This window comes from Actinoallomurus acanthiterrae, from assembly GCF_054775715.1.
This window is the reverse complement of record NZ_BAAHCO010000001.1, coordinates 4,752,770-4,777,775: the sequence shown is the minus strand read 5'-3', so window position 1 is coordinate 4,777,775 and position 25,006 is coordinate 4,752,770. Positions and strand designations below refer to the sequence as shown.

Annotated in this window: 25 protein-coding genes; 17 read left to right on the top strand and 8 right to left on the bottom strand. The window is 68.5% G+C overall.

The genetic code is table 11. The annotated features are described in order from the left end of the window. Positions 1 to 23: 23 nt before the first annotated feature. Entirely contained in the window at positions 24 to 308 is a 285-nt protein-coding gene (locus ACYVF7_RS22925; RefSeq protein ID WP_460344137.1) for a hypothetical protein, read from the bottom strand. A gap of 98 nt (positions 309 to 406) precedes the next feature. Between ACYVF7_RS22925 and ACYVF7_RS22920 the strand changes: the two genes are divergently transcribed. Together ACYVF7_RS22920 and ACYVF7_RS22915 are read left to right on the top strand one after the other, a co-directional pair. Continuing rightward, positions 407 to 1,408: an LLM class flavin-dependent oxidoreductase gene (locus tag ACYVF7_RS22920; protein WP_460344134.1), complete on the top strand. Its 1,002-nt coding sequence runs from the start codon at positions 407 to 409 to the stop codon at positions 1,406 to 1,408. A gap of 72 nt (positions 1,409 to 1,480) precedes the next feature. Then, positions 1,481 to 2,272 (top strand): polysaccharide deacetylase family protein, encoded by a 792-nt coding sequence (locus tag ACYVF7_RS22915; protein ID WP_460344131.1) that lies wholly within the window; start codon positions 1,481 to 1,483, stop codon positions 2,270 to 2,272. A gap of 734 nt (positions 2,273 to 3,006) precedes the next feature. Here ACYVF7_RS22915 and ACYVF7_RS22910 read toward each other — a convergent pair. The 4 genes from ACYVF7_RS22910 to ACYVF7_RS22895 form a co-directional block, all read right to left on the bottom strand. Then, on the bottom strand, positions 3,007 to 3,444 hold the full coding sequence (locus ACYVF7_RS22910; RefSeq protein ID WP_460344128.1) for an ATP-binding protein: 438 nt from the start codon (positions 3,442 to 3,444) through the stop codon (positions 3,007 to 3,009). Between the two features lie 533 nt (positions 3,445 to 3,977). After that, positions 3,978 to 4,913, bottom strand: a complete 936-nt coding sequence (locus ACYVF7_RS22905) for an aminoglycoside phosphotransferase/kinase family protein (RefSeq protein WP_460344125.1) — start codon at positions 4,911 to 4,913, stop codon at positions 3,978 to 3,980. Positions 4,914 to 5,152: 239 nt separating this feature from the next. Further along, positions 5,153 to 5,401, bottom strand: a complete 249-nt coding sequence (locus ACYVF7_RS22900) for a hypothetical protein (protein ID WP_460344122.1) — start codon at positions 5,399 to 5,401, stop codon at positions 5,153 to 5,155. Then, the gene (locus ACYVF7_RS22895) at positions 5,395 to 6,213 is read right to left on the bottom strand and encodes an ATP-binding protein (protein ID WP_460344119.1); all 819 of its coding nucleotides are present in this window, start codon (positions 6,211 to 6,213) and stop codon (positions 5,395 to 5,397) included. The genes ACYVF7_RS22900 and ACYVF7_RS22895 overlap by 7 nt, the downstream gene beginning before the upstream one ends. A 611-nt stretch (positions 6,214 to 6,824) precedes the next feature. Between ACYVF7_RS22895 and ACYVF7_RS22890 the strand changes: the two genes are divergently transcribed. From ACYVF7_RS22890 to ACYVF7_RS22880, 3 genes are all read left to right on the top strand, one after another. After that, positions 6,825 to 8,270, top strand: a complete 1,446-nt coding sequence (locus tag ACYVF7_RS22890) for a helix-turn-helix domain-containing protein (protein WP_460344116.1) — start codon at positions 6,825 to 6,827, stop codon at positions 8,268 to 8,270. 14 nt (positions 8,271 to 8,284) lie between these two features. Continuing rightward, positions 8,285 to 8,851, top strand: a complete 567-nt coding sequence (locus ACYVF7_RS22885) for a GNAT family N-acetyltransferase (protein ID WP_460344113.1) — start codon at positions 8,285 to 8,287, stop codon at positions 8,849 to 8,851. Positions 8,852 to 9,157: 306 nt separating this feature from the next. Next, positions 9,158 to 9,727 (top strand): HD domain-containing protein, encoded by a 570-nt coding sequence (locus ACYVF7_RS22880; RefSeq protein WP_460344111.1) that lies wholly within the window; start codon positions 9,158 to 9,160, stop codon positions 9,725 to 9,727. 10 nt (positions 9,728 to 9,737) lie between these two features. Here ACYVF7_RS22880 and ACYVF7_RS22875 read toward each other — a convergent pair whose 3' ends face one another. Both ACYVF7_RS22875 and ACYVF7_RS22870 read right to left on the bottom strand, forming a co-directional pair. Then, on the bottom strand, positions 9,738 to 10,205 hold the full coding sequence (locus ACYVF7_RS22875; RefSeq protein WP_460344108.1) for an NUDIX hydrolase: 468 nt from the start codon (positions 10,203 to 10,205) through the stop codon (positions 9,738 to 9,740). An 8-nt stretch (positions 10,206 to 10,213) separates the two neighbouring features. Further along, entirely contained in the window at positions 10,214 to 10,963 is a 750-nt protein-coding gene (locus ACYVF7_RS22870) for a helix-turn-helix domain-containing protein (protein WP_460344104.1), read from the bottom strand. A gap of 68 nt (positions 10,964 to 11,031) precedes the next feature. Here ACYVF7_RS22870 and ACYVF7_RS22865 point away from each other — a divergent pair, with 68 nt between their 5' ends. From ACYVF7_RS22865 to ACYVF7_RS22815, 11 genes are all read left to right on the top strand, one after another. Then, a complete protein-coding gene (locus ACYVF7_RS22865; RefSeq protein ID WP_460344101.1) occupies positions 11,032 to 11,157 on the top strand; it encodes a hypothetical protein in 126 nt (41 codons plus the stop codon). Positions 11,158 to 11,343: 186 nt separating this feature from the next. Further along, positions 11,344 to 12,438: a radical SAM protein gene (locus tag ACYVF7_RS22860; RefSeq protein ID WP_460344098.1), complete on the top strand. Its 1,095-nt coding sequence runs from the start codon at positions 11,344 to 11,346 to the stop codon at positions 12,436 to 12,438. After that, positions 12,438 to 14,492, top strand: a complete 2,055-nt coding sequence (locus ACYVF7_RS22855; RefSeq protein ID WP_460358060.1) for a phosphoketolase family protein — start codon at positions 12,438 to 12,440, stop codon at positions 14,490 to 14,492. Before ACYVF7_RS22860 ends, ACYVF7_RS22855 begins: the two co-directional genes overlap by 1 nt. Continuing rightward, positions 14,489 to 15,559 carry an enolase C-terminal domain-like protein gene (locus ACYVF7_RS22850; protein WP_460344096.1) on the top strand — a complete coding sequence of 357 codons (1,071 nt, stop codon included), beginning with the start codon at positions 14,489 to 14,491 and terminating at the stop codon, positions 15,557 to 15,559. The genes ACYVF7_RS22855 and ACYVF7_RS22850 overlap by 4 nt, the downstream gene beginning before the upstream one ends. After that, positions 15,541 to 15,984, top strand: a complete 444-nt coding sequence (locus ACYVF7_RS22845; protein WP_460344093.1) for a hypothetical protein — start codon at positions 15,541 to 15,543, stop codon at positions 15,982 to 15,984. Before ACYVF7_RS22850 ends, ACYVF7_RS22845 begins: the two co-directional genes overlap by 19 nt. Next, positions 15,981 to 16,646, top strand: a complete 666-nt coding sequence (locus ACYVF7_RS22840) for an HAD family hydrolase (RefSeq protein WP_460344090.1) — start codon at positions 15,981 to 15,983, stop codon at positions 16,644 to 16,646. The genes ACYVF7_RS22845 and ACYVF7_RS22840 overlap by 4 nt, the downstream gene beginning before the upstream one ends. Then, on the top strand, positions 16,643 to 17,437 hold the full coding sequence (locus ACYVF7_RS22835) for a class I SAM-dependent methyltransferase (RefSeq protein WP_460344087.1): 795 nt from the start codon (positions 16,643 to 16,645) through the stop codon (positions 17,435 to 17,437). The genes ACYVF7_RS22840 and ACYVF7_RS22835 overlap by 4 nt, the downstream gene beginning before the upstream one ends. Then, on the top strand, positions 17,434 to 18,273 hold the full coding sequence (locus ACYVF7_RS22830) for a creatininase family protein (protein WP_460344084.1): 840 nt from the start codon (positions 17,434 to 17,436) through the stop codon (positions 18,271 to 18,273). Before ACYVF7_RS22835 ends, ACYVF7_RS22830 begins: the two co-directional genes overlap by 4 nt. Then, a complete protein-coding gene (locus ACYVF7_RS22825; RefSeq protein WP_460344082.1) occupies positions 18,257 to 19,021 on the top strand; it encodes a phytanoyl-CoA dioxygenase family protein in 765 nt (254 codons plus the stop codon). Before ACYVF7_RS22830 ends, ACYVF7_RS22825 begins: the two co-directional genes overlap by 17 nt. A 3-nt stretch (positions 19,022 to 19,024) precedes the next feature. Further along, on the top strand, positions 19,025 to 19,579 hold the full coding sequence (locus tag ACYVF7_RS22820) for an L-threonylcarbamoyladenylate synthase (protein ID WP_460344080.1): 555 nt from the start codon (positions 19,025 to 19,027) through the stop codon (positions 19,577 to 19,579). Between the two features lie 408 nt (positions 19,580 to 19,987). After that, positions 19,988 to 20,608: a 2'-5' RNA ligase family protein gene (locus ACYVF7_RS22815; protein WP_460344077.1), complete on the top strand. Its 621-nt coding sequence runs from the start codon at positions 19,988 to 19,990 to the stop codon at positions 20,606 to 20,608. Positions 20,609 to 21,029: 421 nt separating this feature from the next. On the opposite strand, the gene ACYVF7_RS22810 is transcribed toward ACYVF7_RS22815, so the two are convergent. Next, the gene (locus tag ACYVF7_RS22810) at positions 21,030 to 22,649 is read right to left on the bottom strand and encodes a DUF6119 family protein (RefSeq protein WP_460344074.1); all 1,620 of its coding nucleotides are present in this window, start codon (positions 22,647 to 22,649) and stop codon (positions 21,030 to 21,032) included. 188 nt (positions 22,650 to 22,837) lie between these two features. Here ACYVF7_RS22810 and ACYVF7_RS22805 point away from each other — a divergent pair, with 188 nt between their 5' ends. After that, a complete protein-coding gene (locus tag ACYVF7_RS22805) occupies positions 22,838 to 24,955 on the top strand; it encodes an N-6 DNA methylase (protein ID WP_460344071.1) in 2,118 nt (705 codons plus the stop codon). Positions 24,956 to 25,006: the final 51 nt, after the last annotated feature.

Genomic DNA, 25,006 nt, shown 5'->3' with positions numbered 1-25,006 from the left:
GGCAGGACGAGACCGAAGGGGGTTCACCGATGACAGCGATGACACAGCACCGGCAGCATGCCGTTCACGATCATGCTCACGGGCCGGGGTGCGGCCATGTGGCCGTTCCGCACGGCGACCACATCGACTACGCCCACGACGGGCACCTGCACCGGCCGCACGACGGGCACGTCGACGAATGTGAGGTCACCGGCCACACGCGACACGACGACCATCCGCACCAGCACGGCGCGGGTTGCGGTCATGTCGGCGTGCCGCATGGTGACCATGTCGACTACGTTCACGACGGATGCCGGCACGCCGCCCATGAGGACCATTGGGACGAGCACTGAACACCTCACGCCACCACATCCACACGATCGCCGAGTGACGCCCACGCCGCGCCGGTCTCCGGCAGAGTGGGGGCATGCGGGTGGGTGTGTTCCTGCTGGCGGCACGGTTCCCCGGGCAGAGCGACGGTGAGGTGCTGTCGGCGACCGTCGAAGCGGCCGTCGCCGCCGAGCAGGCCGGGTTCGACGACGTGTGGTTCGCCGAGCATCACTTCATGTCGTACGGGATCTGCCCGTCGGCGGCCACGCTCGCGGCGTACGTCCTGGGCCGTACGGAACGGATCGTGGTGGGGACGGCGGTGAGCGTGCTGTCCACCGCGCACCCGGTCGCACTCGCCGAGCAGACCGCGCTGCTCGACCAGGTCTCGGGCGGCCGGTTCCGGCTCGGGGTCGGGCGGGGCGGACCATGGGTCGACCTGGAGGTGTTCGGCACCGGGCTCGCCCGGTACGAGACCGGCTTCGCCGAGAGCCTGGACCTCCTGCTGGCCGGACTCACCCGTCCCCGGGTGTCGGCGAGCGGGCCGGCCTTCGCCTTCCGCGAGGTGCCGATGGTGCCGCGCCCGCAAACCCGCCCGCGCCCACCGGTCATGGTCGCCTGCACATCCGCTGGCACCGCGGCACTGGCCGCCGAACGCGGCCTGCCCATGCTGCTCGGCCTGCACATCGACGACGAGGGCAAGCGGCGGATGGTCGACGCGTACACCGCCGCCGGCGGCCACACGCGCCAGGAGCATATGGCGGCCGTCATGGCGTACGTCGCGGATACCCGGGCCGAGGCCCAAGGGCTGCTACGCGCCGAGCTGCCACGCTGGCTGCGACCGGGGCTCGCCGGATACACGCCGGTCGACGACCGGCCCCACACCCCGCGCGACCCGGACGCGTACGCCGAACTGCTGTGCCGCATCCACCCGGTCGGCACCGCCGAGGACTGCCTGAAGACCATGACCGCGACGATCGAGCGCACCAGCATCCGGCACCTGATCCTCATGGTGGAAGGCACCGGATCCCCGCACCGGACCCGGGCGAACATCGCCCGGCTCGGCGCCGAGGTCCTCCCTCGCCTCCGCGCCCGCTTTTGAAGACGAACTTCTCGATGGGCCCGAGAGTCCTAGCTGATGGATCAACGGTCGCACCGGTGAGTGAGGATCGATATGAGAAAGCTGGACCGGCGCCAGGCGCTATGGGCGATCGGCGCTGCCGGTGCCGGTCTCGCGGCCGGCGCGGCACCGGAATTCCTCCGCGATGCTGGTACGACCAGGACACGGCACCACACACGTACGGCGGCCCACCCCACCCTTCCGCCCGATCCCGGCTACACGCACGGACGGCCACTGCAGGCGCTGCGCCGCCCGATCCACAACCTGCACGACCTCCAACCGGCGGCGCCGCCGAACGCGGTGGCGCTGACCATCGACGACGGCCCGCATCCGGTGTGGACCCCGAAGATGCTGGACCTGCTGGCCGAGTTCGGCGTTCCGGCGACGTTCTCGCTCATCGGGGAGCAGGTCACCGAAGAGCCGCGGTTGGTCCAGCGGCTCGTCGCGAGCGGGCACCAGGTGTCCGACCACACGGTGACGCACCCGTTGAACCTTCCTCACCTCGCGGCGGCCCGGATCCGGGAGGAGATCGGCGGCGCGCACGACAGGATCGCGCAGACCACCGGTGTGGCGCCCAAGTTCTTCCGCTCTCCGGGCGGCGCATGGTCGCAGCAGATCATCGACGTCGCCGCCGAGCACTCGATGATCTGCATCGACTGGCAGGTCGACCCGCGTGACTGGGCCCGCCCCGGCACGATGACGATCACGGACCGGCTGCTGCGCGCGCAGGCGGGCGACATCCTGCTCTGCCACGACGGCGGCGGCGACCGGTCCGAGACCATCCGCGCGCTCCGGACGGTCATCCCCGCGCTGAAGCAACGCGGCCTCACCTTCGTCGCCCTCTGAACCAACCCTCATACCAACGACGGCTCAGGCATTCAGCTCCGCGAGCGAGTCGACGCACGGAACGGGGACCAAGCGGCTGCGACGGAACCGGCCGACTGTGTCCTCAACCCCATGCGGGCAGCAGCGCTGCTGCCGATTGCTCATGATCACCCGGAAGTCCAACGCCGATCTGTTGCTCAGTCTTAGCAACGTTGCAAGTAGACGCCTTGCGATTGCTCACGGACTCACGGAACCTACAAGAGAGAGAAGAAGAGAGAGCAGCAGCCGCCGGTAGCTCCCGACCGCCGGGACCAGGCAGGGCGAGTCCGACGCAGAACACCACGACGAGTCCTGCCCGGCGACTACGGCCCCGGAACCGGCCATGACCACTGCCAGCGCTACCGCGCTGGGGGCACCTGGTCAACGAACGTCTCGGGCCGCTGCAGCCACAGCGCCGCAGCGGCCAGCACGTCACCAGTCCCCTGAGTCCTTCTCGCCCGCTGATTGGCGTACCCGTCGTACGGCATGTGGCAGTTGCTCCCGCAGCGTCACCGGATCGCTCGCGGAGATAACGACGAGCTGGCCGTACACGGCCCACCAAAAGCGCCCGTCGAAGAAGAATCCGAACTGAGGCATCTCTCGGCGCAGCCGCGCCAGTTCCGACTCTGAATCTGGCGGCCGACGGCCATGATGCGGCGGCTTCTGCCCGCAGCTGGGGCATCCGTCAGAGCCACCGGTGCCGGAAGGAGCGGCGCTCATCGCCCCGCTCCAATCACCACGGGAGGCTCGACCAGCAGCCGGGCCCACACCGCCCGGCTGCCGTCAAGATGCTGATGGGTGCCGAACCGGCACGCCAATGCGCGGATCCCGCACAGGCCGAGACCACCCTCGGGCGGCTGCCCGCCCCGCGCGATGACCGTCGCCGCGTCGAGCTTCGGAAGGACGGGTTCGCGACCGCCTCCGGCGTCAGTGACCTGCACTTGGACGAAGCGCCGCCACCGCATCACCTCCACCGTGAACACCCCGCCCTTCAGACCAGAGCGTGAATGCCGGACCGCGTTGGTAGCCAGCTCTCCGACCACCCAGGCAGCGTCGATCGCTCCGGCGGAGTCGGCCAGCAGAAACCGGGTGAACCGGCGAGCCTCGCTGATCTGCTCGGGTGTCCCGGCGAACCGGCGCCGCCAGTACAGCACCCCTGGACGCCTGGCTGGAACCCGCCCGCTCAGCGCCATCCATTTGGCGCGTGCTATGACAGCACCGCTTGGTTTTGAACCGGCCCGGCCGACGGGGCCGGGCTCATCAGCCGGCTGTCCTGTCGGCCTGCTCGATGCCGGGTCGGGCTCTGGAACGGGTTTAGCGACGGTCATCGTGATCCCTTTCCTCGAACTTCGTTTCGTCGCCCGATGCGCGGGCAACGCATATAGACCGTCGCTCTGGATATGCGAAAACGCCAGTCTAAAGAACTCCTCGGAATCGAGGATTATTCTCCGCCAAGAGAAGGAATAGCCGAAGGCCGAAGAGAGCTCGCTTTGATCGGAAGAATCGTTCGGGATCTAAGCCGTGGCCTTTTATGATATTGGTCGAGAGTGATCGCGCCGAATGGTGGCGTGCTGGAGCGAAAGAATGTCCTCTTCCGTTCAGGGTTGGACATCAGACGGCCTGCTGTCAGCAGGAGCCATTCCCGCTCTCGCCGAATGACGGCGACGGCGCCGTAGCGTTACCGCGCTTATGCGCCCAGTGCGTCGATGGCCTCGGCCAGGTGCCGGACGACCACGGCGGCGGCGTGCTCGTCGAGTGCCGGGTCCGGCATCCAGCGGGCCGCCTGTTCGAGGTACCAGTCGACGATCCACAGGCGATGCCAGCCGATCGCCCAGCGTGTCACGGGTAGCCCCGCCCGATCCGACAGCGCGGTGGCGGGCCCGCCGGCGGCGACGTAGGCGACCAAGAGTTCATACAGCGCCGCTGTCTCCGGTGCGGTCTGTGTGCCTTGCCAGGAGACCAGATCGAGCACACCTGGTCCTGTGCAGGCCCGCGCCATATCGAGCAGCCGCCACCGGCCGGAGGCGTCCACGTGCAGCGATGTGGGGTGAAACTCCGAATGGAGCATCCCCCACGGCGGGATCTCGGCACCGTGGCATCGGTCGTAGGCGACCGCGGCCAGCGCCCGCAGGTGCCGGGCGAGCACCGGATCTTGCCACCGGCCCGCACTCTGGAGCGTCGCGAGGCGCTTGAGCGCCCGGCCGGGGAGCGCGGCCAGGGCCGCCGAGTCCAGGCCCGGACGGCCGGGCAGCGCCGACACCGCGTGAACCGCGAGCGCTGCGGCGACCGCGTGCTCCAGCGTCGGGGTCAGCACTGCCGGGCCGAGGTCCTCCATGACCATCCCCAGGCTGTCTCCTCCCACGCCGAGCCTCGGGTCGTACAGGGTGGCCGAGGCCAGCAGGCGCGGCACAGGCAGGCCGTGCGCGGCCGCATGGCGCAGCACCAGGTGTTCATCGGTGAGCGGGCCCCGCGAGTACTTGAAGATGAGCGTGCGGCCGTCGTCGAGCCGTAGGCGCTCGACTCCGGACATCTCCCAGACCCGGATCGACTCGCGTCGTACGGCACCGAGGCTCAGCTCAGCGCGCAGTTCGGCGAGCAACGTCTCCACGTGGGCAGGATCCACGTCTCATCCTCTCGGTAAGCGGGACGGGTTGGTAATCGCTCCCACCCGCCACCGCGGTGAAGTTGTCGGCTATCGCAGGAGTGCCAGGGAGCGGCGGATACGGCATCACCTCCGTTCGGTTGGCCACGGCTTTGTATCGGTCGCGGCTGCGGAGAGTTCCCGGACACGAAGGGACAGGGCGAGCCCCTCGTCGGCGCTATGGGGGAAGAACGCCGCCGGTTCGATCCGCAGCCGCGAGATCAGGGCGGCACGGCCTTCAGGCCGGCCAGGACTTCAACCAGCACGGCCGGGCCTGGTGCGCTGGCTTGCCGCGACAGCGTGACGAGCCAGCCCTCCGGATCGCCGAGGAAGTCCAGCGCGTTCGCCGCGGCCCGGGCGTACGGGCACACGCCCGTCATGCCGCAGACGCGGCACCGGCCGTTGACGGGCGCATGAGCGGCCAGCGTTGTGATCGCCGTTCGGCGCAGCAGCTCAGGGTCTGTCAGCATGATCCCTCCGTCTCGCTGCGGCGGCGCGCCAGCTCCGTCTCGGCGAGGATTTGCTCAGTGGCGTCGACGACGTCAGCGAGGGGACGGCGGCGAGGGCCGCTCGCCCCGCACCACCGGTAGGCGCCGTTCAGGGCCCACACCGTCAGGTGACGGACCGACAACAGCGCGGCCCGCCCGTTCACCCGGGCCTGCAGCTCGTTTCCGTCGATGCCGCGGTGGCGCAGGTGTGAGGCCAGGTTCTCGATCGCCTCGGCCGGGGAGATGTCGCGGAACGCGGGCCCGGCACGGATCTCTCGCGGCAAGGGCAGCGCCAGCCAGGCCGCCGTCCCCGGCAGCCGGTACGCGCCCAGCCGGGCTCGGCTGGGATGCATTCCCCACCGGCCATCCGATTCCTCGGCCAGCGCGCCGAGGATCTGTAGGCCACGACCGCTTTCGCTTTCGGCATCGGGGGTACCGACGGCGGGAACCGACGCCGCCGACCAGCCCGGGCCCCGATCGAAGACGGTCAGGAGGAGCTCGCGTGGGAGCGTCGTTCCTCGCACGTACAGCCACAGCTCAGGCAGGCCCGCCACTGGCGGCCCGTTCTCGAGCCCCGGGTGCGCGCAGCCATGGACCAGGGCGTTCGTCCCTAGCTCCGACACGGCCACCACTGCGGCATGGAGGAAGTCTTCGGGTGCTCCGAGACCGGACAGGACATCACTGACGATCCGGCGGGCATGGCGGACCATCAGGTCACCAGGAAGCTCCCAGGCCACGCACGCGCCGGCGCGCAGCGCTTCGGCTGCAGAATCCCCCACGGTGGCTGCGGTCATCGCCGTGACCGTCCAGTAGGAAGCCCCTGCAGGCGAGGAGAGACGACCTTGACTGCGAGCGCAGCGACCGTGCGCACCTCGCTGGCCGGGCCCGCCGCAGCACCGAACGACCAGAAGAAGGACGGCACTCCGCCCGGCCCTGGTTTGCAGGTGATGAGTTCCGCGAACTGGTCGAAATCTGGATCCCAGATGCGCACCTGTGTGGGAAGCGGCGACGTGGCTAGGCCGAGAGCTGCGCATGCCGCGCTCAGCTCGGAGCAGTACCGCCGGTACGGATCAGTCGCCATCGGCCGGGCTCTTACGCGCCGCGAGGCCGAGCGCATCCTTGCAAGCGCCGGCGGTGGCGCTGTGCACCCGGGCTTCGGGGGACATGTCTCGTGGCCTCCCTCTTGTGGGCTCCATGGGGTTGTGGCGTCCGTAACGCTTCCGGGCTCGGGTCGACCCGGCAACGGCGATGTGTCGTGGGTCGGGCACGGCGGGTTATGACGGATTGGCATAGCCGCCGGGTGGTGGCGGAGTTACGGTGAGGCGGGCCCCGGGCAGCCTCGCAGGTCCGCGCGGGGCGCAGTGGCACCCGTTGTTCCTGCACGGCCCGAGGAAAGGTCGCCCGGATGGCCAGTACCGCCCGCGTCTGCCCCAGCTGCCGCGTCACCGTCTTGAGCCGGTACAACGCCGGGCCGCTGTGCGCAGCGTGCTTGCGCTCGGTACGGGATCCTGGTGCGCTGGTCCCGACGTGGATGTGGGACTCGCCGCCGATGCGACGTGCGCTCGCTCGAGCTGACCTGGGGGCGTTCCTGGCGATCCTGCGGGGCGCGGCCGGACTGTCGCAAATGGACCTGGCGCACTTGATCGAGGGCTGGTCACAGTCGACGGTGAGCCTGATCGAGAACGGACGCCGGGACACGCTGTACGACGTCAGAGAATTGTTGCGCGTTGCTGATGCGGTCGATATGCCCCGCCAAGCGCTGCTACCGCTTGTCTTCAGCGATCCAGGTGCCACCGTGGAAGAAACAGACGACGCCGACCTTACGGGAGAAACGTTGGTCGACCTGGATCGCCGGTCCTTCAACGCCATGACGACCGCCCTTGCCGCCGGAGCCCTCGCCCCGGTGCTCCGGATCCCGGATCGAACCGATGCCGCGCACGTGCGATATCTGCAGGCCGGGCTGGCGCGGCTACGCAACCGTGACCGCAACGTCGGCGGAGGCGCGATCCTGCGGCAGGCAGCCCGGCAGTTCGCCCGAGCCCGTCGCATGCTCGATGAAAGCGACTACACCGAGACGATCGGCCGTCAGCTGCTGGCCGTGGCGGCCGAACTGGCGGTCTTCACCGGATGGCTCGCCTACGACGCCGGTCAGCAACAGCTGGCCCGGCGGCTCTACAGCGAGGCCGAGCTACTGACCGGCAGCATCGGCGCCGGACAGCTGACCACCCACGTGTACCTCAACCTAGCGATGCAATCAACGCACCTGGCCCGGACGGGTGCGGGCAACCCCCGCGGCATGGCACGGGAGGGTCTGCGGTTCGCCACGCGGGCGGCGGAGGCAGCCCGGCACGAGCCGTCGCCACGGCTCCACGCGCTCATCGCAATGCGGCAGGCCGCCGCGCACGCCCAGCTACGCGACGAGATCGCGTTCCGGTCGGCAATCGGACAGGCCCAGCGCGAGCTCGACCGCGGCCCACACCCCGCTGACCCTGCCTGGTGCAGCTTCGTCGACCACACCGAGGTCACCGGGTACGAGGCGGACGGCCGACTCCGGCTCGGTGCACCCGCCCGCGCGGCCGCCCTTTACGGCGATGTCCTGGCAGATGGGGGCTTGCCCCGCCGGAACCGGGCCTACTACCAGGCGAGGCTGGCCGGGGCGCTGCTGGACGATGGCGACCGCGCTGAGGCGATCCGCCAAGGGCTGGTGGTCCTGCCGGAACTGGGCGAGCGGGTGACCTCGACGCGGACCCTGATCGAGCTACGGCCGGTACGCGCAGCCGCCGAACAGGCCGCCGCGGCCGAGTTCGTGACCCGCTTCGACGCGGCCGCCCGGTCGCTGTCGGTCGCCTAGGAGAAGGAGCGAGCGTGTTCGATGGGGTGAAGTTCTGCCGCTACGACGCGGCCAGCGCCAAGACCGTCCGCGACGTGGTCGCCGACCTCCACCGCGACGCCTACGGCGAACAAGTCACTGGCGATGCGTTCTCCTCCGACGAGGCATTCATGCGCCGGTTCGACGCCTACACCGCCCGCGACGGTTTCGACCTCCTCATAGCCGTCGACGACGTCGGCAAGGCAATCGGCCAAGCGTGGGGATGGCCGCTGCCCGCCGACACCGCCTGGTGGCGCGGCCTGATCGAGCCACCCGAACCCGGCTTCACCAACGAGGACGGACGTCGCACCTTCGCATTGAGCGAGATCATGGTCCGCCAAGCGTTCACCGGGCGAGGCATCGCACACGCCCTCCACGACGAACTTCTCAGCGGTCGGACCGAGCAACGCGCGACGCTCCTGGTCCGCCCGACCAACACCACGGCATACCAGGCATACCAGCGCTGGGGATGGCGGCCCGTCGCGAAACTACGCCCCGACTGGCCCGACGCCCCACTGATGGATGTGTTGATCCTGCCCCTGCCCCAGCACCGCCGGCCCTGACGAGGGAAGCAGCCGCCCGGGCCCCGTCACGGAGTCGCTGTGACACGGTAGGGGTGGCGCTCGCCAATACTCGCCGTGCGGTGCCTGACTTGGCTTCACCGGTGGGGCCATCATGCTGGAGCGGCACCGCCTGGGCACGCGGACGGCTGTCGGCGTCCGTGAGAGCTATACCGCCAGGGCGCGGTGCTGGCCAAACTGTCCTGACGGCTCACCATCGCCGACCACCGGGCTCGGCGAGGGACGGGGGGTGACGGCGACCCCGTACAGCAGGCGGGCGTCCCTTTGTTGCTGCCGTATCTTCTCCGTGTGGCAACGACCGATGGCGACTGGGCGCATCGACTGGCGGGCGAGCTGTTGAGGGAGAGCCTTCCGCGCAGATGGGCACACACGCAGGGCGTTGCCGCTTGTGCCCAGATGCTGGCGCCGCTCGTTGGTGCCAACGCCGAGGTTCTAGAGTCTGCCGCGGTGCTGCATGACGTCGGCTACGCGCCCCCGCTCGTCCACACTCGGTTCCATCCGCTGGACGGAGCGCGGCACCTCCGCGACGCGCACGCGGCGGACGAGCGGGTCGTCCGGCTGGTGGCGAACCATACCTACGCGCTGTTGGAGGCCGAGGAGCGCGGTCTCAGGGAGGAGTTGGCGGACGAGTTCCCCCTCCTGGATGATCCTCTCCTCGTGGACGCGCTCGTGTACTGCGATGTGACCACGACGCCGGACGGCGGGCGCACGACGGCCCAGGAGCGGCTGAGGGAGATCGGGGCGCGCTACGGAGAGGACAGCGTGGTGGGGCGCTTCATCCGCCAGGCCGCGCCGCACATCCACGCGAGCGTGGATCGGGTGCGGGCGGCTGCGGTCGAGGCCGGCGTCGAGTTGTGAGTGTGAGCGGTCATCCGAGGTAGGGGTAGGTCCCGGCGAGGTAGTGGCCGATCTGCTCGTGCATGCTCGGGTGGATGTCGAGCGTGTGCAGGTCCTCCGGGCGGACCCAGCACACGCCGTCGGCCTCATCGTTGACGGTGGGCTTGCCGCCGACGGGGCGGCCGATGTACACGGCCTCGTACTGTTGCCGGATCTCGCCATCGGTGTACTCGACGATGTGTTCCGGATTGGAGTAGACGCCGAGGAAGCCGGTGACCTCCGCGACGATGCCGGTTTCCTCTTCGCACTCGCGGACGGCACACGCTGCCGGGCTCTCGCCGATTTCCTGGGCCCCGCCGGGCAGGGCCCACTGGCCGGTGTCGCGGCGTCGTTGGAGAAGGATGGCGCCGTCGTCGTTGACCACGAGCAGGTTGCTGGCGGGGATGAGTGTGTTGGCGTTGGGGGCTTTGGGGTCGTGGTAGTACTCGGTCCTGCCCACGGTGGTTGCTACTCCTGTCTGTCGGGCGTCCAGGGGCGCGCGCGTGCCCACACGGCCTCGAAGCTCTCGCCATACCGCTGGAACCACTCCCCTCCGTCTGTTTTGCGGAGCTGGAGAATCGGGTTGGCGCTGGCCGGCTGGCCCCAGATGTGTGGGTTGACCATGAGGTGGTGGTCGTATCGGAAGAGCGAGTTGTAGAGCGTCGTGTCATGGAGGCGCACCTCACAGCCCGGGTAGCCGACGAGGTCGCGGTAGTACGTGAGGGATGCCCTGATCTTGGCGGCGAGCGTGTCTTCGATGCCCTCCTCCCGGCCCCTGATGCGGACCGCGCCCCCGTCAGGGTCGCCGAAGCACAGCCGGATGCGGACCCCGGCCTGCGCCCGTTCCTGGAGCATCCTCGTGATGTGCGGGTTGGTTTGCGTTAAGAAGGTCCCCGAGAAGACGAGCACGTCAACCTGTTTCATGGCTCCCAGGAGCAGGGAGATCCACACGTCGCGGGGGACGCTCGCCCGGTTGAGGTAGGTGTGGACGAGCTCCGAGCGGGCCGGGCCTAGCCGCTGGGTCACCTGTCCGTTTTCCGGCCAGAGGTATGCCTCGTCGACGCGTAGCAGGTTTGCGACCGTCCAGCGGTGCCTGCGGTGGGGGACTCGACCGCTGATCCACCGGCTGGCGGTTTTTGGGTCCACGGAGCAGGCTTCGGCCATCTGCTCTACTGTCAGGCCGCGTTGCACAAGCGCTGAACGCAGTCGCTCATTCACTCAGTCAAGCCAACCGGACTGGGGGGACGGCGCGCAAGTGCGGTGGCCGTGCTGCACACGGTTGTGGAGTGGCCGGAACTGTTGCCTTCGACTCGGGCGCGCACATTGTCGCCATGGCCGCCGGCATCCAAAGTGAACTACGCGACGGCGGAGTGAGCCTTGTGCTCGCCGACCTGACGAACGTGCCGCCCTGATACGCCACCTCTACGGTCGTTGGCTCGCACAGCCGTCTAAAAGAACGTCCCGAGACGTCCACCAAAAGTCCCGGCGCGTGGTTCGCCGTCCTGCCGTACAAGGGCACTCTCGTGGGTGCCGCCGGCGGCGTGTCCTCACTCCGCCGACGCTGCCATCCCCTCCGGCCTCATGGATGGAGCACGCGCATGACAGCTTTACTCGACGGACAGGCGGGCGCGACGTCGACACTCGCGGACGTGGAGCGACTCGCGGAGCGGTACCAGATGCCGGTCGAAGACGCCCTGCTCATTGCGATCAATCTGCGCGGAATCCACGGGGAAGCCCCGCGTCACCGCGCGCGCCTACAGGTCCGGCTTGACAGCGCGCGGTCGGTTCCTTGGCAGCTCATCGTCCCGCTGAACGCCGTGGGATCGCCGTTCCGCCTGCTGGAGGACGGGCAGTTGCTGCTGGGGAAGGCCCCTGTTGGCGTCGTCGAGCGTGTCGATGCCGATGAGGCAGTCGGCGGCTACTTCCGCGACAACGGCACCGCGCTGACGCTCAATCCGAACGCCCGAAGCCGCTGCATCGGCTGTGCCTTCTGCCCCAACACCCTGGAGGCGGCAGCAGACCCGCGGCTGTCCGAGGAACAGGATCTCCGTGAACTCCTCGCCGCGCTGCAGGAGCAGCACCCGAGGCGGGATCTGACGGAAGTCCGCGAGGTCACAGTCTCCACCGGATGCTTCGAGCGGGAACCGGCGGCTGCCGACCACCTGCGCGCTTTGCGCTCGGTGCTCGCCGAATACGGCGTCGAAGCCCGTCTCGGCTTCCTCACGTCGGTGCTGCGCTCAAGGCAAGCTTTCGAGGAACTCGCTGACGTCGGGCCCTTCGTGCTTCGACTCACCGCGGAATGCTTTACCCGGCGCGACCTCTTGCTGAAGGCCAGCAAGGCGGTTCTGGCGACCACCCGGATGCCGGAGGTGCTGAGGCGAGCGGTCGCCGCCGGCCACGACACGTCGTTCACGTACATCGTGGGCTTGGACGACTTCGACGCCTTGCGTACCGGCGTTGAAGCCCTGGTCCCCTACGTGACCGAGTTCCCCAACTTTCAGGTGTACCAGGCCCACAACCGCATTATGGCTGGTCTGCGTGCCTCCGGGGCTCAGGACCTTGAGTACTATCTCCGCGCTCGCGCGGAGATAGAAAGGATCATGAAGCCTTCCGGGCTGCGTCCGGTGGCGTGGGAGTGCTATCGCCCGCTGTGGTACTTCACCTTCGCCGACGAGACCCTGGTCGGTTCGTGATGGAGGGGAATGCCCTTGTGGCCGATGCCCTATGGAGGGCCATCTGCTACGCGTCGGTATGCCAACTCCACCTACGCGACAACGTCCTGCTCAACCACCCGCTAACCGCGGACCATGTGAAGGAACAGCCTTCAGGTCATTGGGGAACGGTGCCGGGCACCGCCTGGGCCTTGTCCCACCTTGCCCTCGCCGCCGGAGCCCTCGGTAAGGAGGTGGACCTCGTACCGCTGCTCGGCGCCGGGCATGCCGGCGTCGTGCAACTCTCCGCGACCTGGGTGACGGGTGAGCTCGGGAGGCTGCGCTCCCGCTTCGGGCCGGACGCCGAGGGGCTGCGGCGGCTGTGCCGGTCATTCCCCGATGTAGAGGGCTTGGGCGTGGAGGTCACCCCGGCCCTCCCCGCTGGTGCCTTCCTGGGCGGGCGCCTTGGTGGCTGTCTTCCGTTCGCCCAAGGGGCCGCGCTGGACGCCCCCGGAAGGGTTGTCGTCCCGGTGATCGGCGACGGGGAGTGCGAAACCCCGACGACGTCAGCCGCTTGGTTCGCCCACAGAGCCCTCGGCCGAGCTGCCGTACTCCCCTTGGTGCACGTCAACGGCTTCCGCATGGGCGGGCCGTCTCTGCTCGGAAGGCTGGACGACGACCAACTCCGGGCCTACTTCGCCGGTCTCGGCTGGGAGGCCAGGATCGTCCGCGTCGCTGAAAGCTCACAGACCGAGCACGCCGACTTCCACACGGCCCTGTGGGATGCGATGGAGTCGACCCTCGAAGACCGGCCCACTGTCCTCGTCCTGCGTTGCGTCAAGGGATGGACGGGGCCCGTTGCCCTCGCGAGCGAGACGCTCCTCGGCACGCCCGCACTGCACAAGACACCCCTCACCAAGCCCCGCACCGACTCCGAGCACCTGTCGGAACTCGCTCACTGGCTCGCCTCCTACCAGCCTTCCCAGCTCTTCGACGAGAACGGGCACAGCCGAGGGCCCCTCGCCAAAGCCGTCTCCCAGATCCGCTGGTGCTCCCTTATTCCGCCCCGTTCCATACGGCAGGACACCTGCTCCGTTACGCGAAGGAGCCATGGCGTCTCGTTCACGAGCGCGGTCAGCGGGGTCGTACGACAGCACGCCGCACGAGGTGGCTTCCTGCTGGTCAGCCCAGATGAACTGGCCTCTAATCACCTTTCCGAGCTTGCCGGTGAGCCATGGGCTCACGAGCTCCTAGCGGAAGAGGTATTGCTCGAGTGGCTCGCGGGCTGGACGGCCAGCGGGCGTCGTGGACTGCTCGTGTCCTACGAGGGCTTCGCCCCCTTGCTTACCAGCGGCCTGGTGGGACACATCAAACAGCGACGCCTCGTCGGCGCGAAGGGCCTGCCGAGCCTCAACCTGCTCCTGACCTCCTACGGCTGGCACAACGTCCACACGCACGGCGACCCGTCTCTCGCCACCGCCCTACTGGCCCTGGGAGCGCCCGGCGTGCGAGTGCTGACGCCCGCCGATCCGGCACGGACAGCGGCGGCGCTGGATGAAGCGCTCGATTCCGTTGACCGCGTCAACCTGGTCATCGCCGGCAAGCACGGCCGCACCGCCTATCCGGCGGCAACGCTCGCCGAAGAGCAGAGTCGTGGTCTCGCGGTGTGGCCGCACCTAAGCGACGACGACGAGCCTGACCTGACGATCGTGACGGCGGGGGATATCCCCGCCGCCGTAGCTACCCAAGCCGCTGGGCATATCCGCGACCGCCACCGATGTCGGGTGCGAGTTGTCAACCTGCTGGACCTCACGGTCCTCGGCGCCCCGCACGTGTGGCCACGGGGACTGACCGGCCACCAGATCGAGCACTATTTCGGCGCCCACTCTGCCGTCCTCGTCCTCACCCTCGGCCACCCGGCCGCCGTCTACGGCCTCTTGGCCGGACGGATCCGTCGGCCCGTCGACGTCATCGGCTGGCGGGAACTCGCCGGTCCCATGCCGCAGCGCGATCTCGCACGCACGATGGGCATGGACCTGGCGGGCGTCGAGCGGACCGCCGACCGTCTCCTGGCCTTCCGTGGGGTGGTCCGATGACCGGGTGGACCATCGAGGACCTGCACGTGGTTCAGGCGAGGCAATCGGCTGCACCCGGCGACGACACCTTTTTCGTCGCGGTCCGGGCGGCGGACGCGATCGGCTGGTACGGCCCGGTCGGGGAACGGGTCGGGCGTTACGTAAACGATGTGCTGGCCCCCGAGGTGAAGGACGCGGTGGTCACCGACCACGCCCGCCTGCTGGACCAACTGCGGGCGGTGGCTCGCGGGGCGCCGTCCGACGTGGCCTCGTGGGCGGTCGGCACAATCGACTGCGCCGTGTGGGATGTCCATGGCCGGCTCGCCGAGCGCACCGTGGCCGAACTCCTCTCCACCGCTGCCCCTCGGCCGTCCATTCCGGCGTATGCCTCCTGGCTGACCCAGGACCTCAGTCGTATCCACAGTCCGGACGTACTGGGCAGCGTCGCGGCAGGCGTCTGGCGTTTCACCAAGTGGGGGCTGCGCCACGACCCCGCCGACCCATCCAGGGAAGCCGCAACCCGTATGGCTCAGGCGGTCGAGCGCTGCTCCCAGGCTCTTGACGCCCCACTCGCCGTAGACGCGGTCGGCACCTGGACGCCGGCGGTGGCTCTGGCCTTCGCGCAGGCCGTCGATCCCGCTTTGCTGCGGTGGCTGGAGGACCCGCTGCCACACCACGAGGCGGACACATACGAAATCCTCGTGGCGACCTCGGTGCCGCTGGCAGTGGGCGAGCGCGCGCACTTCGATGAGGACACCGCTGAGCTGATCCAGTACATCCGGCCGAGCGCCCTGACCATCGATGTCGTCGGATGCGGCGGGCTGACCCGGGCCACGCAGATCATCCCGGTAGCCCAGGCCCAAGGCGTTCCGGTCTACCCGCACGGTCGCTCGCTCCTGCCCGGACTCCACCTCGCCGCCGCCTACCCCGCCGCGGCCCCGGCAGTCGAGTACCGACTCCGGTGGGAGCCCGGACGCCAACGCGTCTACGAGATGCCGCTCCGCCCGGAAAACGGCCACATCCGCCTGCCGGACGCCCCTGGTCTCGGCACGACGCCAAGGAACACAACATGCCCAGCGCCCCGCTGAACGTGCCCGTTGAGGGCACGGTCACCCACAGCCCGGAAGGGCCCCTGCTGCGCCTGTCGCAACGACTCGACGGTCACGACACCTTCCTCACCGGAAGCCTCGACATCGCGGAGAGGTCCATACCCGTGCGCATTCTGACCCTCGATGACGTCACCGTCCTGCGCCCAACAGACAGCTTCCTTGCGCCGGCCGACGGCGAGCGCTGGCACGGCAGACTTCACCTGCCGCACGGGTTGCGTCCGCGCAGCGTCCCACCGGACCTCAGCGCCGCCGCCGACCAGGAGGGCCGGTCCCTCGACGGGCTCGACGAAGCGGAGCTGCGGTACGTCCTCACGTTCCTATCCGAGGCCACTACCCCGGCCATCCGGCAGGCCCGTCTAAGGGCCGTCGTCTCCGCACTGCCGACCACCAGGAGGAGCCAGTGACCTCCCGACCTGATCTCCTGGTCTCCGTGGACGTCGGTGGAACCCTGGGCACGGCCGACGGCCCCGGACTGACGATGCGGCTGATCGAGGCGTCCCCGCTGCCGCCCGCGCGAGCCCGCGCGATCCTGCGGTCCAGCCTCCACACCCGCCCGGTCTTGAGCGACTCACTGGTGAGCGAAGTCTGTGAAGCCATCCAGGTGCCAACGGAAACGTTCCCGCGAGACGTGGCCCCAGCGCCGTTCAGCCTCTTCCCCGGCACCATTCAGGCCCTGCGCCGGATCAGCGCCGTAGCAACCGTCGTCACGCTGTCCAACGTCACGTGCGTCGATGCCGACACCGACGGACTGCGTAGACTCCTCTCCCGCTGGGTGAGCGACTTCTTCCCGTCCTGCCGCATCGGACACACCAAACCCGACCCTCGCGCGTTCCACACCGTGACCGACCACTTCGACACGGACCCGAGTGGTCTGATCCACATCGGTGACGACTGGGCATGCGACATTGTGGGAGCCGTCGAAGCAGGGGCCAGGGCCGTGTGGATCTCGCGCGGAAGGAAGGTCCCCGACGAGTCCCTGCTCGTCGACCACGGTGTGCTCGTCGCCGACGACCTGGCGGCAGCCGCCGGTCACATCCAGCACCTCTCAGCACGGAGCACCACATGAGCCTGTTCACCGGAACCGCCGCCTACTACCGCCAGTTCCGTCCCGGCATCCCCGAAGACGTCGCCGCCGCCTTGGACCAAGCCGCCCCAACCCGGACCGACGGCCCGCGAAGGCTGCTGGACGTCGGCACCGGCACCGGGCTGGTCGCCGAGGCGCTGCTCGACCGGTTCGACGACATCATCGCCATCGACAACGACGCTGACATGCTCGCCGCAGCCGAGTCGGCGCTGCGCCCCAAACTCCCCGGAAGTTCCCGCCTGTCGCTCGTCGAGAGCACCGCCGAGGACTTCGTGCCGCCCACCGGCTGGAAAGCCGACCTGGTCACGATCTGCCGCGCCTTCCACTGGCTCGACCAGGCCACCGTGCTGACCCGACTGGACGACCAGGTCGCCCCCGACGGCGTCGTCGCCATCTTCGGCGACAGCAGCTTCTGGACCGCCACCAGCCCCTGGAAGAAAGCGGTCCGGGACGTCATCAAGACGTTCCTCGGCGAGGAACGCCGCGCGGGCTCCGGCACCTTCCAACACCACAACCGCCCCTACAGCGAGATCATGGAGGAATCGCCCTTCGACCAGGTGGAGGAGGCCCGCCTCCCCGTCCACCGGACCTGGACCACCGAGAGCATCCTCGGTTACCTCTACTCCACCTCCTTCGCCGCACCCGACCTCTTCGGCGACCGGCTGAAGGAATTCGAAAACGCGGTCAAGAAGCGGCTTGCCGACTTCAGCGAGGACGACGCCTTCCCCGAAGAAAACGAGTTCTTGATCCGCTTCGGGCGGCGGAGGAGATGACGACCGACAGCGCTAGACGGGCGTTCGCCGCGCTCACCGCACCACGTGCGGCAGCCCAGCTCAGCGAACGGTCCGTCCTCTGTCTGCCGCTCGGGTCGGTCGAACAGCACGGCCCGCACCTGCCTTTGGACACCGACACCGTCATCGCCGAGCGATTCGCGCACCGTCTGGCCGCACACGTGGCGGACCGGCACGACCTCTGGGTCGGGCCGGCCGTCCCCTATGGCATCTCGCCCGAACACGCCCGAACGCCGGGGACCGTCACCCTGGACCTCCACCTGTACGCCACGCTGATCACCACGCTTGTCGAGGAGTACCTCCGCTCCACGCCTGTCCGGTCCGTGGTCCTCATCAATGGTCATGGCGGCAACCGCGGGGTCTTGGAGACGCTCGTCCATCAGCTCCGCCACACTCACGGCCTTACCACTTGCGTCCTGCACCCCGCCGCGCTCGCTGTCGCCCGCGTTCCAATCGACGGTGAGCTTCCCGAGGTGCATGCCGGAATCTTGGAGACCTCCCTCATGCTCGCCCTCGACCCCGGCCGGGTCCGACTGGATCTCCTGCCGGACGGGGCACGCCCCGACCCGGGCCAGCGCTGGGCGATCGACCACCTTGTACTGGACCGTGGCATGACCTGGCCCTGGACCTCCGACGATCCCGCACTCTCCGCCCGCGGCGTCATCGGCGGTGACCCACGCAAAGCCACTGCAGAACTCGGTCAAAAACTTCTCGCCCCGGTGCTCGACGCAAGCACGCACGCACTCTGCCGCATCGACACAGCTTCGTCCCCTGGGACGTCAGTGACATTAGGGAGGCACCATGCCCCTCAGCCCTGAGGAGAAGGACGTGTTCAAACGGGACGGCGCCGTCATACGCCGCGGACTGGTCGCCCCCGCGCTGGTCCACCGCGCCACCTCGCTGGTCGAGATCTGGTACCGCGACCTGAAGCCCAGCGACATCCCGGCCTACAGTCAGCGCACGTTCGCCCCTGAGCTCGGGAGACACCCCGACATCCTCGCCCTGTACGGGCAGACGGATGCCGTCGACCTCGCCACCGACCTCCTCGAGAACGCCTCTCCTGTCACCACAGCCCAGATCCAAATCCGCGTACCCGAGTCGGAGTTCCCCGGCGTGCAGCCGGAGAAGGCGATGCACGTCGACGGGGTCTCCTGCCCTCACCTTGATCCGCGGGAACTGCGCACCTTTTCGCTCCTCGTCGGTGTCGTCCTGTCCGACATCAGCAGCGCGCATGACGGCGCGCTGCACTACCAACCTGGCGGACACCACACCATGGCGGACTGGTTCCGTAACCAGTGGTCGCTCGGCATGACCGAGCAGGTCCCACCCGAGACCGACGCCGAGCGGGGCCTGACCCTACTTGGCGCCCCCGGAGACGTCCTGCTCATGCACCACCTCGTCCCGCACTCCGTGGGACGGAACCTCACCCCGTTCCCCCGGGTGATGGCCTACTTCCGCGTCTCCCACCGGGATCACGCGCACCGCCGCCTCGAAGCGCTGCGCGACCCGTGGCTTGACTACCCGCCACTCAACTCGATCGCTCAGCCCGCGGCCGACAAGGAGTAACGCATGCGTGTCATCCGGCCCGAAAACCTCGACGCTGCCGCACAGGCGATCGAGGGCGGAAAACTCGTCGTCGTTCCGACCCAGCGCTGGTACATGGTGTGCGCTGACGCGAGCAACGCGCAGGCATGCGACAGCATCATCAAGGGCAAGCGCCGCCCGAGCGGAAAGCCTCTCGCCTACGTCGCCTCCTCCCCAGCCTCCTGCGAGGATCTCTTCACCCTCAGCCCGGAGGCTAGACGACTCGCAGCGGCCTTCTGGCCCGGCGACCTCGCGCTGCTGCTGCCGTGGAAGAACACGGAAGACGCTGCCCGGCATGCGGCAGTCGGATCACCTGCCCTGGTCACGATCGCGCCCGGCATCCTCGGGGACCTCGCATTGAAGGTCAAGGCTCCTCTCGCGGCGACCACCGCGAACATCTCCGGTGACGCGCCCGAACGACCCTGGTCCAGCTATCACCGTCGAGCAGGTCCACGCTTTTCTGGCCATCTCCGGCATGAAAGTCGGCGTCATCGTCGACGGCGGAGTGTGCCCGGCAGCGAACCACATGACCATCGTTGACTGCTTCACCCCAGAGGCCAGGCTGGTCCGCACGGGCCTCGTCCACCAGCGGGCCATCTCGGCGGCGCTCGACACCGAGATTCGAACCGCCTGACGACCTGGCCTCCTACTGTTGGGCAGTCAGGAGAGGTTGAGCGAACACGACGGCAACGACCCGTGGCCGATCCTCCCCCTGGTCGAATGCCCCGAGCACACCGACTCCACGGGACATCCGAGGCCCTGGCGCCGATTCTTTAGATCCCAGGCCGAAGAACGCCTTGGGACGCTGTCATCTCGGCTCGGTGACGTCGCCGGCATGCTCAGCCAGCGTCGACACGCCTCCAGCCCGGAAGCGAGAGCACTGCGCGATCAGATAGCGGACTATCACACGAACGCGATGACCACGAAAGCACTTCCCCCAGGAGAGCAATGAACTCCAACGATCGCATGCGGGACCACTGGTGGTGGCGGCCGGGATGGCGGCTTGGCCGCCGCATGTACACCTGGCATGTCACCTTCGACGGCCAACGCGACCTATACGAGCTGGTCGACGCCTACGGCGAACGACTTGCCGGCATTCCCGGTCTCGACCCGATCCCGCACCAATGGCTGCACCTGACCACGCAGGGACTCGGGTTCGTGGACGAGGTACCCGAACCCGAGGTGGACGCGGTGATCGCGGCTGCTGGTGAACGGCTGGCCAAGATCCAGCCACCGTCGATCACGATCGGACCAGCGATCGTTGACCCCGAGGTCGTACGGCTGAAGGTACAACCCGTCGAGGACCTCATCCCGATCCGCCGTGCGCTCCGGGACGCCATTGTCGCCGTACGCGGCACGGACCTGTTGATGGAATCGGAGGAGTGGACACCGCACATCAGCGTCGCTTACAGCAGCTCAGAAGGGCCCATGGAGCCGATCAGCGCGGCGATCCGTTCAGAACTGCCTCCTGTGGCGGCCACGGTCAGCGAAGTGCAACTGATCGTCCTCGGGCGCGATAACAAGATGTACGAGTGGGAGACACGGGCAGCCGTACCACTCGGTGCATAAGGCGTACGTCCGCGAAGACTGCCCTGCACTGGACTCCGGTCACCGCCGACCTCTACTTGAGGCTGGCCGAGCGGGCGGCCTGGTGCACCGGGCAGGATTGGCCAAGAACGAGATCGCCACGGCGCTCGTCGCCGAACTGTGCCTTCGATGGTGGCCTACCGGTATGGCGTTGGCGTGTCCGGCCCGGCCGCCACAGACGCCTATAACGCCAGGTTCGGTACCCCCGGCTCCGACGGACAGGAGCCGAATCAGTGAGTACGAGAGAATGTGCCCGATCGGGGCCGCAGCACCCGCCGCCCGTCAGTGAGCGTTCTGCACAATCTTGCAGTGATCTACGGGACCAGTCTGCCGAACCTGTGGAAGTCGTCGCCACGCCCGGGTGTGACGACGACTCCTGAGACGTCCTCATCGAGCGCCTGATTCACTTCTCGGCGGGGATACCGATGACCTCGACTGCGACGTCCTGGCGGAGAGTGACCGCCATGTTGATCAGTGCGATCTGCGCGAAGGGGAAGAGCGTGCTCGGCGTGAGCGGCTGTCCGTTCTTGAGGTGGATTCCGAAGATCACCTTCTGAGGTCGGGTGCTGGGTGGGACGCTGCGAGTTCCGCCACTGGTTTGGGTGACCAGCGTGTTGAACCTTTCCCTGGCGGTGGCGTCGTACAGCAGGGTCTGAACAGCGACAAGGGCCTGGTTGAACTGATGGCTAAGCGGTGCTGCCTTGTCCGCGGGCTTGATGCAGATGAGTTCACCGGCGGGTCCGTATCCGTCGCAGACCTCGATGCCGTTGTGGCGGTGCAGCGCGGTCCGCACGCTGGTCCGGTCGAGGCACAGGAACCGGTCTCGTCCGAGTTCTGCCTGTGCTCGGATGTTGTAGTCCCGCTCGTGCTCACCCTTGCGCCAGGCCGGCAGCGTGATGCTCGGTGTTGCCGGGATCAGCGCCTCGATTTGCCGACGGATTGATTCGAGGTAGTCGACGCCGCTTTCGTACCAGTGACCCTCCATGAGGAAGTAATGGCTGGATTCGCGGGTCAGGCGGGTCTCGATCCAGTTCAGTGCGGCAGCCTCGTCCAGCGTGCCTCCATTCGTGTCGCAGATTTCGATCGAGCCAGCGCGCAACGCCGCCGTAGGTGTCATGTTGTGCTGTACACCCACGCGCTGGCGGATGTCGGCCAGATCGAGGTGGTCTCGCCCTCGGATGGCGGTGCTGCCGATCCGGATCGTGTACGTGCCGGTGGCGGGCAAAAACGCGGATTGGTCGACTGGTACCGCGAGGTTGATTGAGGAGTCGGAGGCGTCGAGGAGGGCATCGTCCAGCAGCGTGTCCAGTTCCGCGGTGATCGTCTCGTCGGCGACAGGTCGGATGGCCTCGATGAACGCCAGGTCGGGGCGAGGTTCGGCGGCGCAGATCTTGGCGATGGATCGGATGCAGGTCAGAAACGCTTCAGGTTCGGTGGGGATCGGGAGCCGGAGCCCGGCCGATCCTTCGACGCGGACCGGGCGGCTTCCGGTAAGTCCGAGGTCGGTTGCGTGGAGTTGGCCGCCGAGCTCGCGAACGAGCTCGGCGTGCTGCTTGATCCCGACGCTTTCTATGGGGAGTCCGGACGGGGCGCGGGTTGCATCCTGTCGGCCCTTGCCGGTGAAGGAGCGGCGCACGATGTCATGCACCAGCTCGGGGTCAATGGCGCGGATGGCGACCCGCAACCCGAACGTCGGATCCTTCAGGCGGCTCGGCACGAGCCGGTATCCCTGGTCAAAGCCGACCGCATAGACCTCGCCGTCAACGGCGATGAGAAGGAGGGCGGCGGTCTCCAGCTTCCGCAGCGCCAGTTCTACGCCGGTGAGCTGGGCGACCTCACCGCACCAGCTCGCCTCCGGGATGTCGAAATGGCCGCTGACAAGGATGGCGGGGCAGCCGAGGTAGTCCTCGGGGAATGAGATCAGGAACTGCAGCTCATCCAGCTGTTCGATGGGCAGGGCGTCGAGTAGACCGTCGGCGTCGGGGGTGACGCCGGTCAGACGGTACAGGGTGCGAACGGTCATGGCGGCTCCATGGGGAAGTAGGCCGGATCAGACGCGACGGACTCTGAAGCCTGGGTGCGGCACGGACAGACGGTGAAAGCATCTCCAGTAGAGCCGAAAGTGAAAGCACTGTCAATCAGTTTTCGATTGATCGACAGTTGTATATAGTGTGGGGCGTCCGCTAGTCCCCCCGTCAGCAGGGAGAGTCCATGAGCGAGCGCGCCCCCGCCCTTGTGACCGCGGCCGACATCTCCCGTTTGGCCGGTGTCACGCGCGCGACGGTGAGCAACTGGCGACGCCGGCACGCCGACTTCCCCGCTCCGGTGGGTGGCACGGACACCAGCCCCGCTTACGACCTCGACGCCGTACGCACCTGGCTGTCCGCTCGCGGCCAGCTCCCGGAGCACTCGCCCGCCGACGAGCTGCGGATCATGCTGCGGGCGCTGCCGGAGACCGGGCGCACCGTCATTCGGCTATTCGCCGTGGTGCTCGTCGCCGCGACGATCGGCCGTGAAGAGCTCGAAAGCCTGCCCCGTCTGCCCGACGATGCGCTGGTGTCTTGGGCACGGTCCGCAGTGGAGACACTGACCGACGAGATCCCCGGTGCTGGGGAGGACCCGCCGGGCACTCTGGAAGCGGGCCTGCTGAGGGCGCTCATCCGGCAGGTGCTGGCGGAGGGCGGGCAGGCCGCGGCCGACGTGCTGTCCGAGCGTCTGCTCGAGGACAGCAACGTGGCTGGCACCTACCTGACGCCGGTCTCCCTGATCCGTCTCATGACCGAGCTGTTGGTCGATGAGTCCGGCGGCTTTCCCGAGACCGTGCTCGATCCTGCTTGCGGCAGCGGATCCTTCCTCGCCGCCGCGGCCGCCGCTGGTGCGACGAGCCTGTACGGTCAGGACGTCGTCGCCGCCCAGGCTGCCCAGGCCGCCGTACGCCTCCGCCTGAGCGCACCCGACGCCGCCGTCACCGTACGCGCGGGCGACAGCCTGCGCTGCGACGCCTTCCCGGAGCTGACCGTCGACGGCGTGTTGTGCAACCCGCCGTACGGCGACCGCGCGTGGGGACACGACGAGTTGGCCTACGACCAGCGCTGGGCGTACGGCGTGCCCCCGAAGGGCGAGCCCGAGTTGGCCTGGGTCCAGCACTGCCTGTCCCACCTCGCCCCCGGATCCCGCGCCGTGCTCGTCATGCCGCCCGCGGTCGCCGAACGGGCCTCCGGCCGCAGCATCCGGACGCAGCTCATCCGCGACGGAGCCGTTCTCGCCATCATCGCCCTTCCGCAGGGTGCTGCCACGCCTCTTCACATCGGCCTGCACATCTGGATCGTGCAGCGGCCCGAGCCGACCACTGAGGTTCCCGCGACCGTCCTCTTCGTCGACACCTCAACCGCGTCCAGCAAGCACGGCGTCGACTGGGCCACCATCGAAAAGACGGTGCTGAACGCCTGGCACGCACACTGCGCCGGCACGGACCTCGTGGACATCTCGGCTGCCCGGGTCCTCCCGCTGATCGACCTGCTCGACCAGACCGTCGACCTGACACCGGTACGCCACGTCCGCGGAGCCCGCATCCCCACGAACCCGCTGGACTCGGCCCGGCAGGCAGCGGAGGTGCACGACCGGCTCCACCGCTCGGTGACAGAGGTGGGTGACCTGTGCCAGAGCGGCGGTGAATGGCGGCCGGCAGGCGACCGGCCCCGCGCCTGGCGTACGGCGACCGTCGCCGACCTGCTCCGCGGTGGGGCCGTGGAGCTTCTGCACACGACGCCGATCCGCCGCACCCGCTCAGAACACTCAGAGCCGTCCCCCGCTCCCAGGCACGGCGAGCGAACGGTCCTCACCGCCGAGGACGTCGTCAAAGGACAGGCCGCCTCCGGCACCTACGTGGACATCGAGACAGCGGCGGCCGTACATCTACTACGACGGGGCGACGTGCTCCTTCCGGAGATCTTCCGCGCCGGTAACCCGACCCTGGCGCGGGTCGCGGACGCCGACGACGCCGACTGCGCCCTCGGCCCGCACCTGTGGCTGTTCCGCCCTGACCCGCAGCGCCTCGATCCCTGGTTCCTGGCCGGCTTCCTCGCCGAGGAGGAGAACGTCAGCGCCGCAACCACCGGCACGTCGATCGTCCGTGTGGATCCACGACGGCTGCGCGTGCCTCTCCTCCCGCTCACCGAACAGCGCCGATACGGCGACGCGTTCCGTCACCTGCATGCGATACGCGCGACGGCCCGCCGCACCGCGCGGGCCGCGGATGAGGCGACCCGTGTCCTTAGCGCGGGACTCACGGGCGGAACCCTGTTGCCGCCCGGTCACGAATCGCCCTGATCCCTGACAGTGGCCCGACTACGGACCACACTTATAACCCTCCCCTGGCCT

What these genes read in the sequence shown, in the direction of transcription:
- ACYVF7_RS22925 (WP_460344137.1), bottom strand. Translation starts at nt 308, where the DNA reads ATGGGCGGCGTGCCGGCATCCGTCGTGAACGTAGTCGACATGGTCACC.
- ACYVF7_RS22850 (WP_460344096.1), top strand. Translation starts at nt 14,489, where the DNA reads ATGACCGGGTGGACCATCGAGGACCTGCACGTGGTTCAGGCGAGGCAA.
- ACYVF7_RS22900 (WP_460344122.1), bottom strand. Translation starts at nt 5,401, where the DNA reads ATGCTGACAGACCCTGAGCTGCTGCGCCGAACGGCGATCACAACGCTG.
- ACYVF7_RS22895 (WP_460344119.1), bottom strand. Translation starts at nt 6,213, where the DNA reads ATGACCGCAGCCACCGTGGGGGATTCTGCAGCCGAAGCGCTGCGCGCC.
- ACYVF7_RS22835 (WP_460344087.1), top strand. Translation starts at nt 16,643, where the DNA reads ATGAGCCTGTTCACCGGAACCGCCGCCTACTACCGCCAGTTCCGTCCC.
- ACYVF7_RS22860 (WP_460344098.1), top strand. Translation starts at nt 11,344, where the DNA reads ATGACAGCTTTACTCGACGGACAGGCGGGCGCGACGTCGACACTCGCG.
- ACYVF7_RS22815 (WP_460344077.1), top strand. Translation starts at nt 19,988, where the DNA reads ATGAACTCCAACGATCGCATGCGGGACCACTGGTGGTGGCGGCCGGGA.
- ACYVF7_RS22810 (WP_460344074.1), bottom strand. Translation starts at nt 22,649, where the DNA reads ATGACCGTTCGCACCCTGTACCGTCTGACCGGCGTCACCCCCGACGCC.
- ACYVF7_RS22820 (WP_460344080.1), top strand. Translation starts at nt 19,025, where the DNA reads ATGCGTGTCATCCGGCCCGAAAACCTCGACGCTGCCGCACAGGCGATC.
- ACYVF7_RS22830 (WP_460344084.1), top strand. Translation starts at nt 17,434, where the DNA reads ATGACGACCGACAGCGCTAGACGGGCGTTCGCCGCGCTCACCGCACCA.
- ACYVF7_RS22845 (WP_460344093.1), top strand. Translation starts at nt 15,541, where the DNA reads ATGCCCAGCGCCCCGCTGAACGTGCCCGTTGAGGGCACGGTCACCCAC.
- ACYVF7_RS22890 (WP_460344116.1), top strand. Translation starts at nt 6,825, where the DNA reads ATGGCCAGTACCGCCCGCGTCTGCCCCAGCTGCCGCGTCACCGTCTTG.
- ACYVF7_RS22805 (WP_460344071.1), top strand. Translation starts at nt 22,838, where the DNA reads ATGAGCGAGCGCGCCCCCGCCCTTGTGACCGCGGCCGACATCTCCCGT.
- ACYVF7_RS22915 (WP_460344131.1), top strand. Translation starts at nt 1,481, where the DNA reads ATGAGAAAGCTGGACCGGCGCCAGGCGCTATGGGCGATCGGCGCTGCC.
- ACYVF7_RS22920 (WP_460344134.1), top strand. Translation starts at nt 407, where the DNA reads ATGCGGGTGGGTGTGTTCCTGCTGGCGGCACGGTTCCCCGGGCAGAGC.
- ACYVF7_RS22855 (WP_460358060.1), top strand. Translation starts at nt 12,438, where the DNA reads ATGGAGGGGAATGCCCTTGTGGCCGATGCCCTATGGAGGGCCATCTGC.
- ACYVF7_RS22825 (WP_460344082.1), top strand. Translation starts at nt 18,257, where the DNA reads ATGCCCCTCAGCCCTGAGGAGAAGGACGTGTTCAAACGGGACGGCGCC.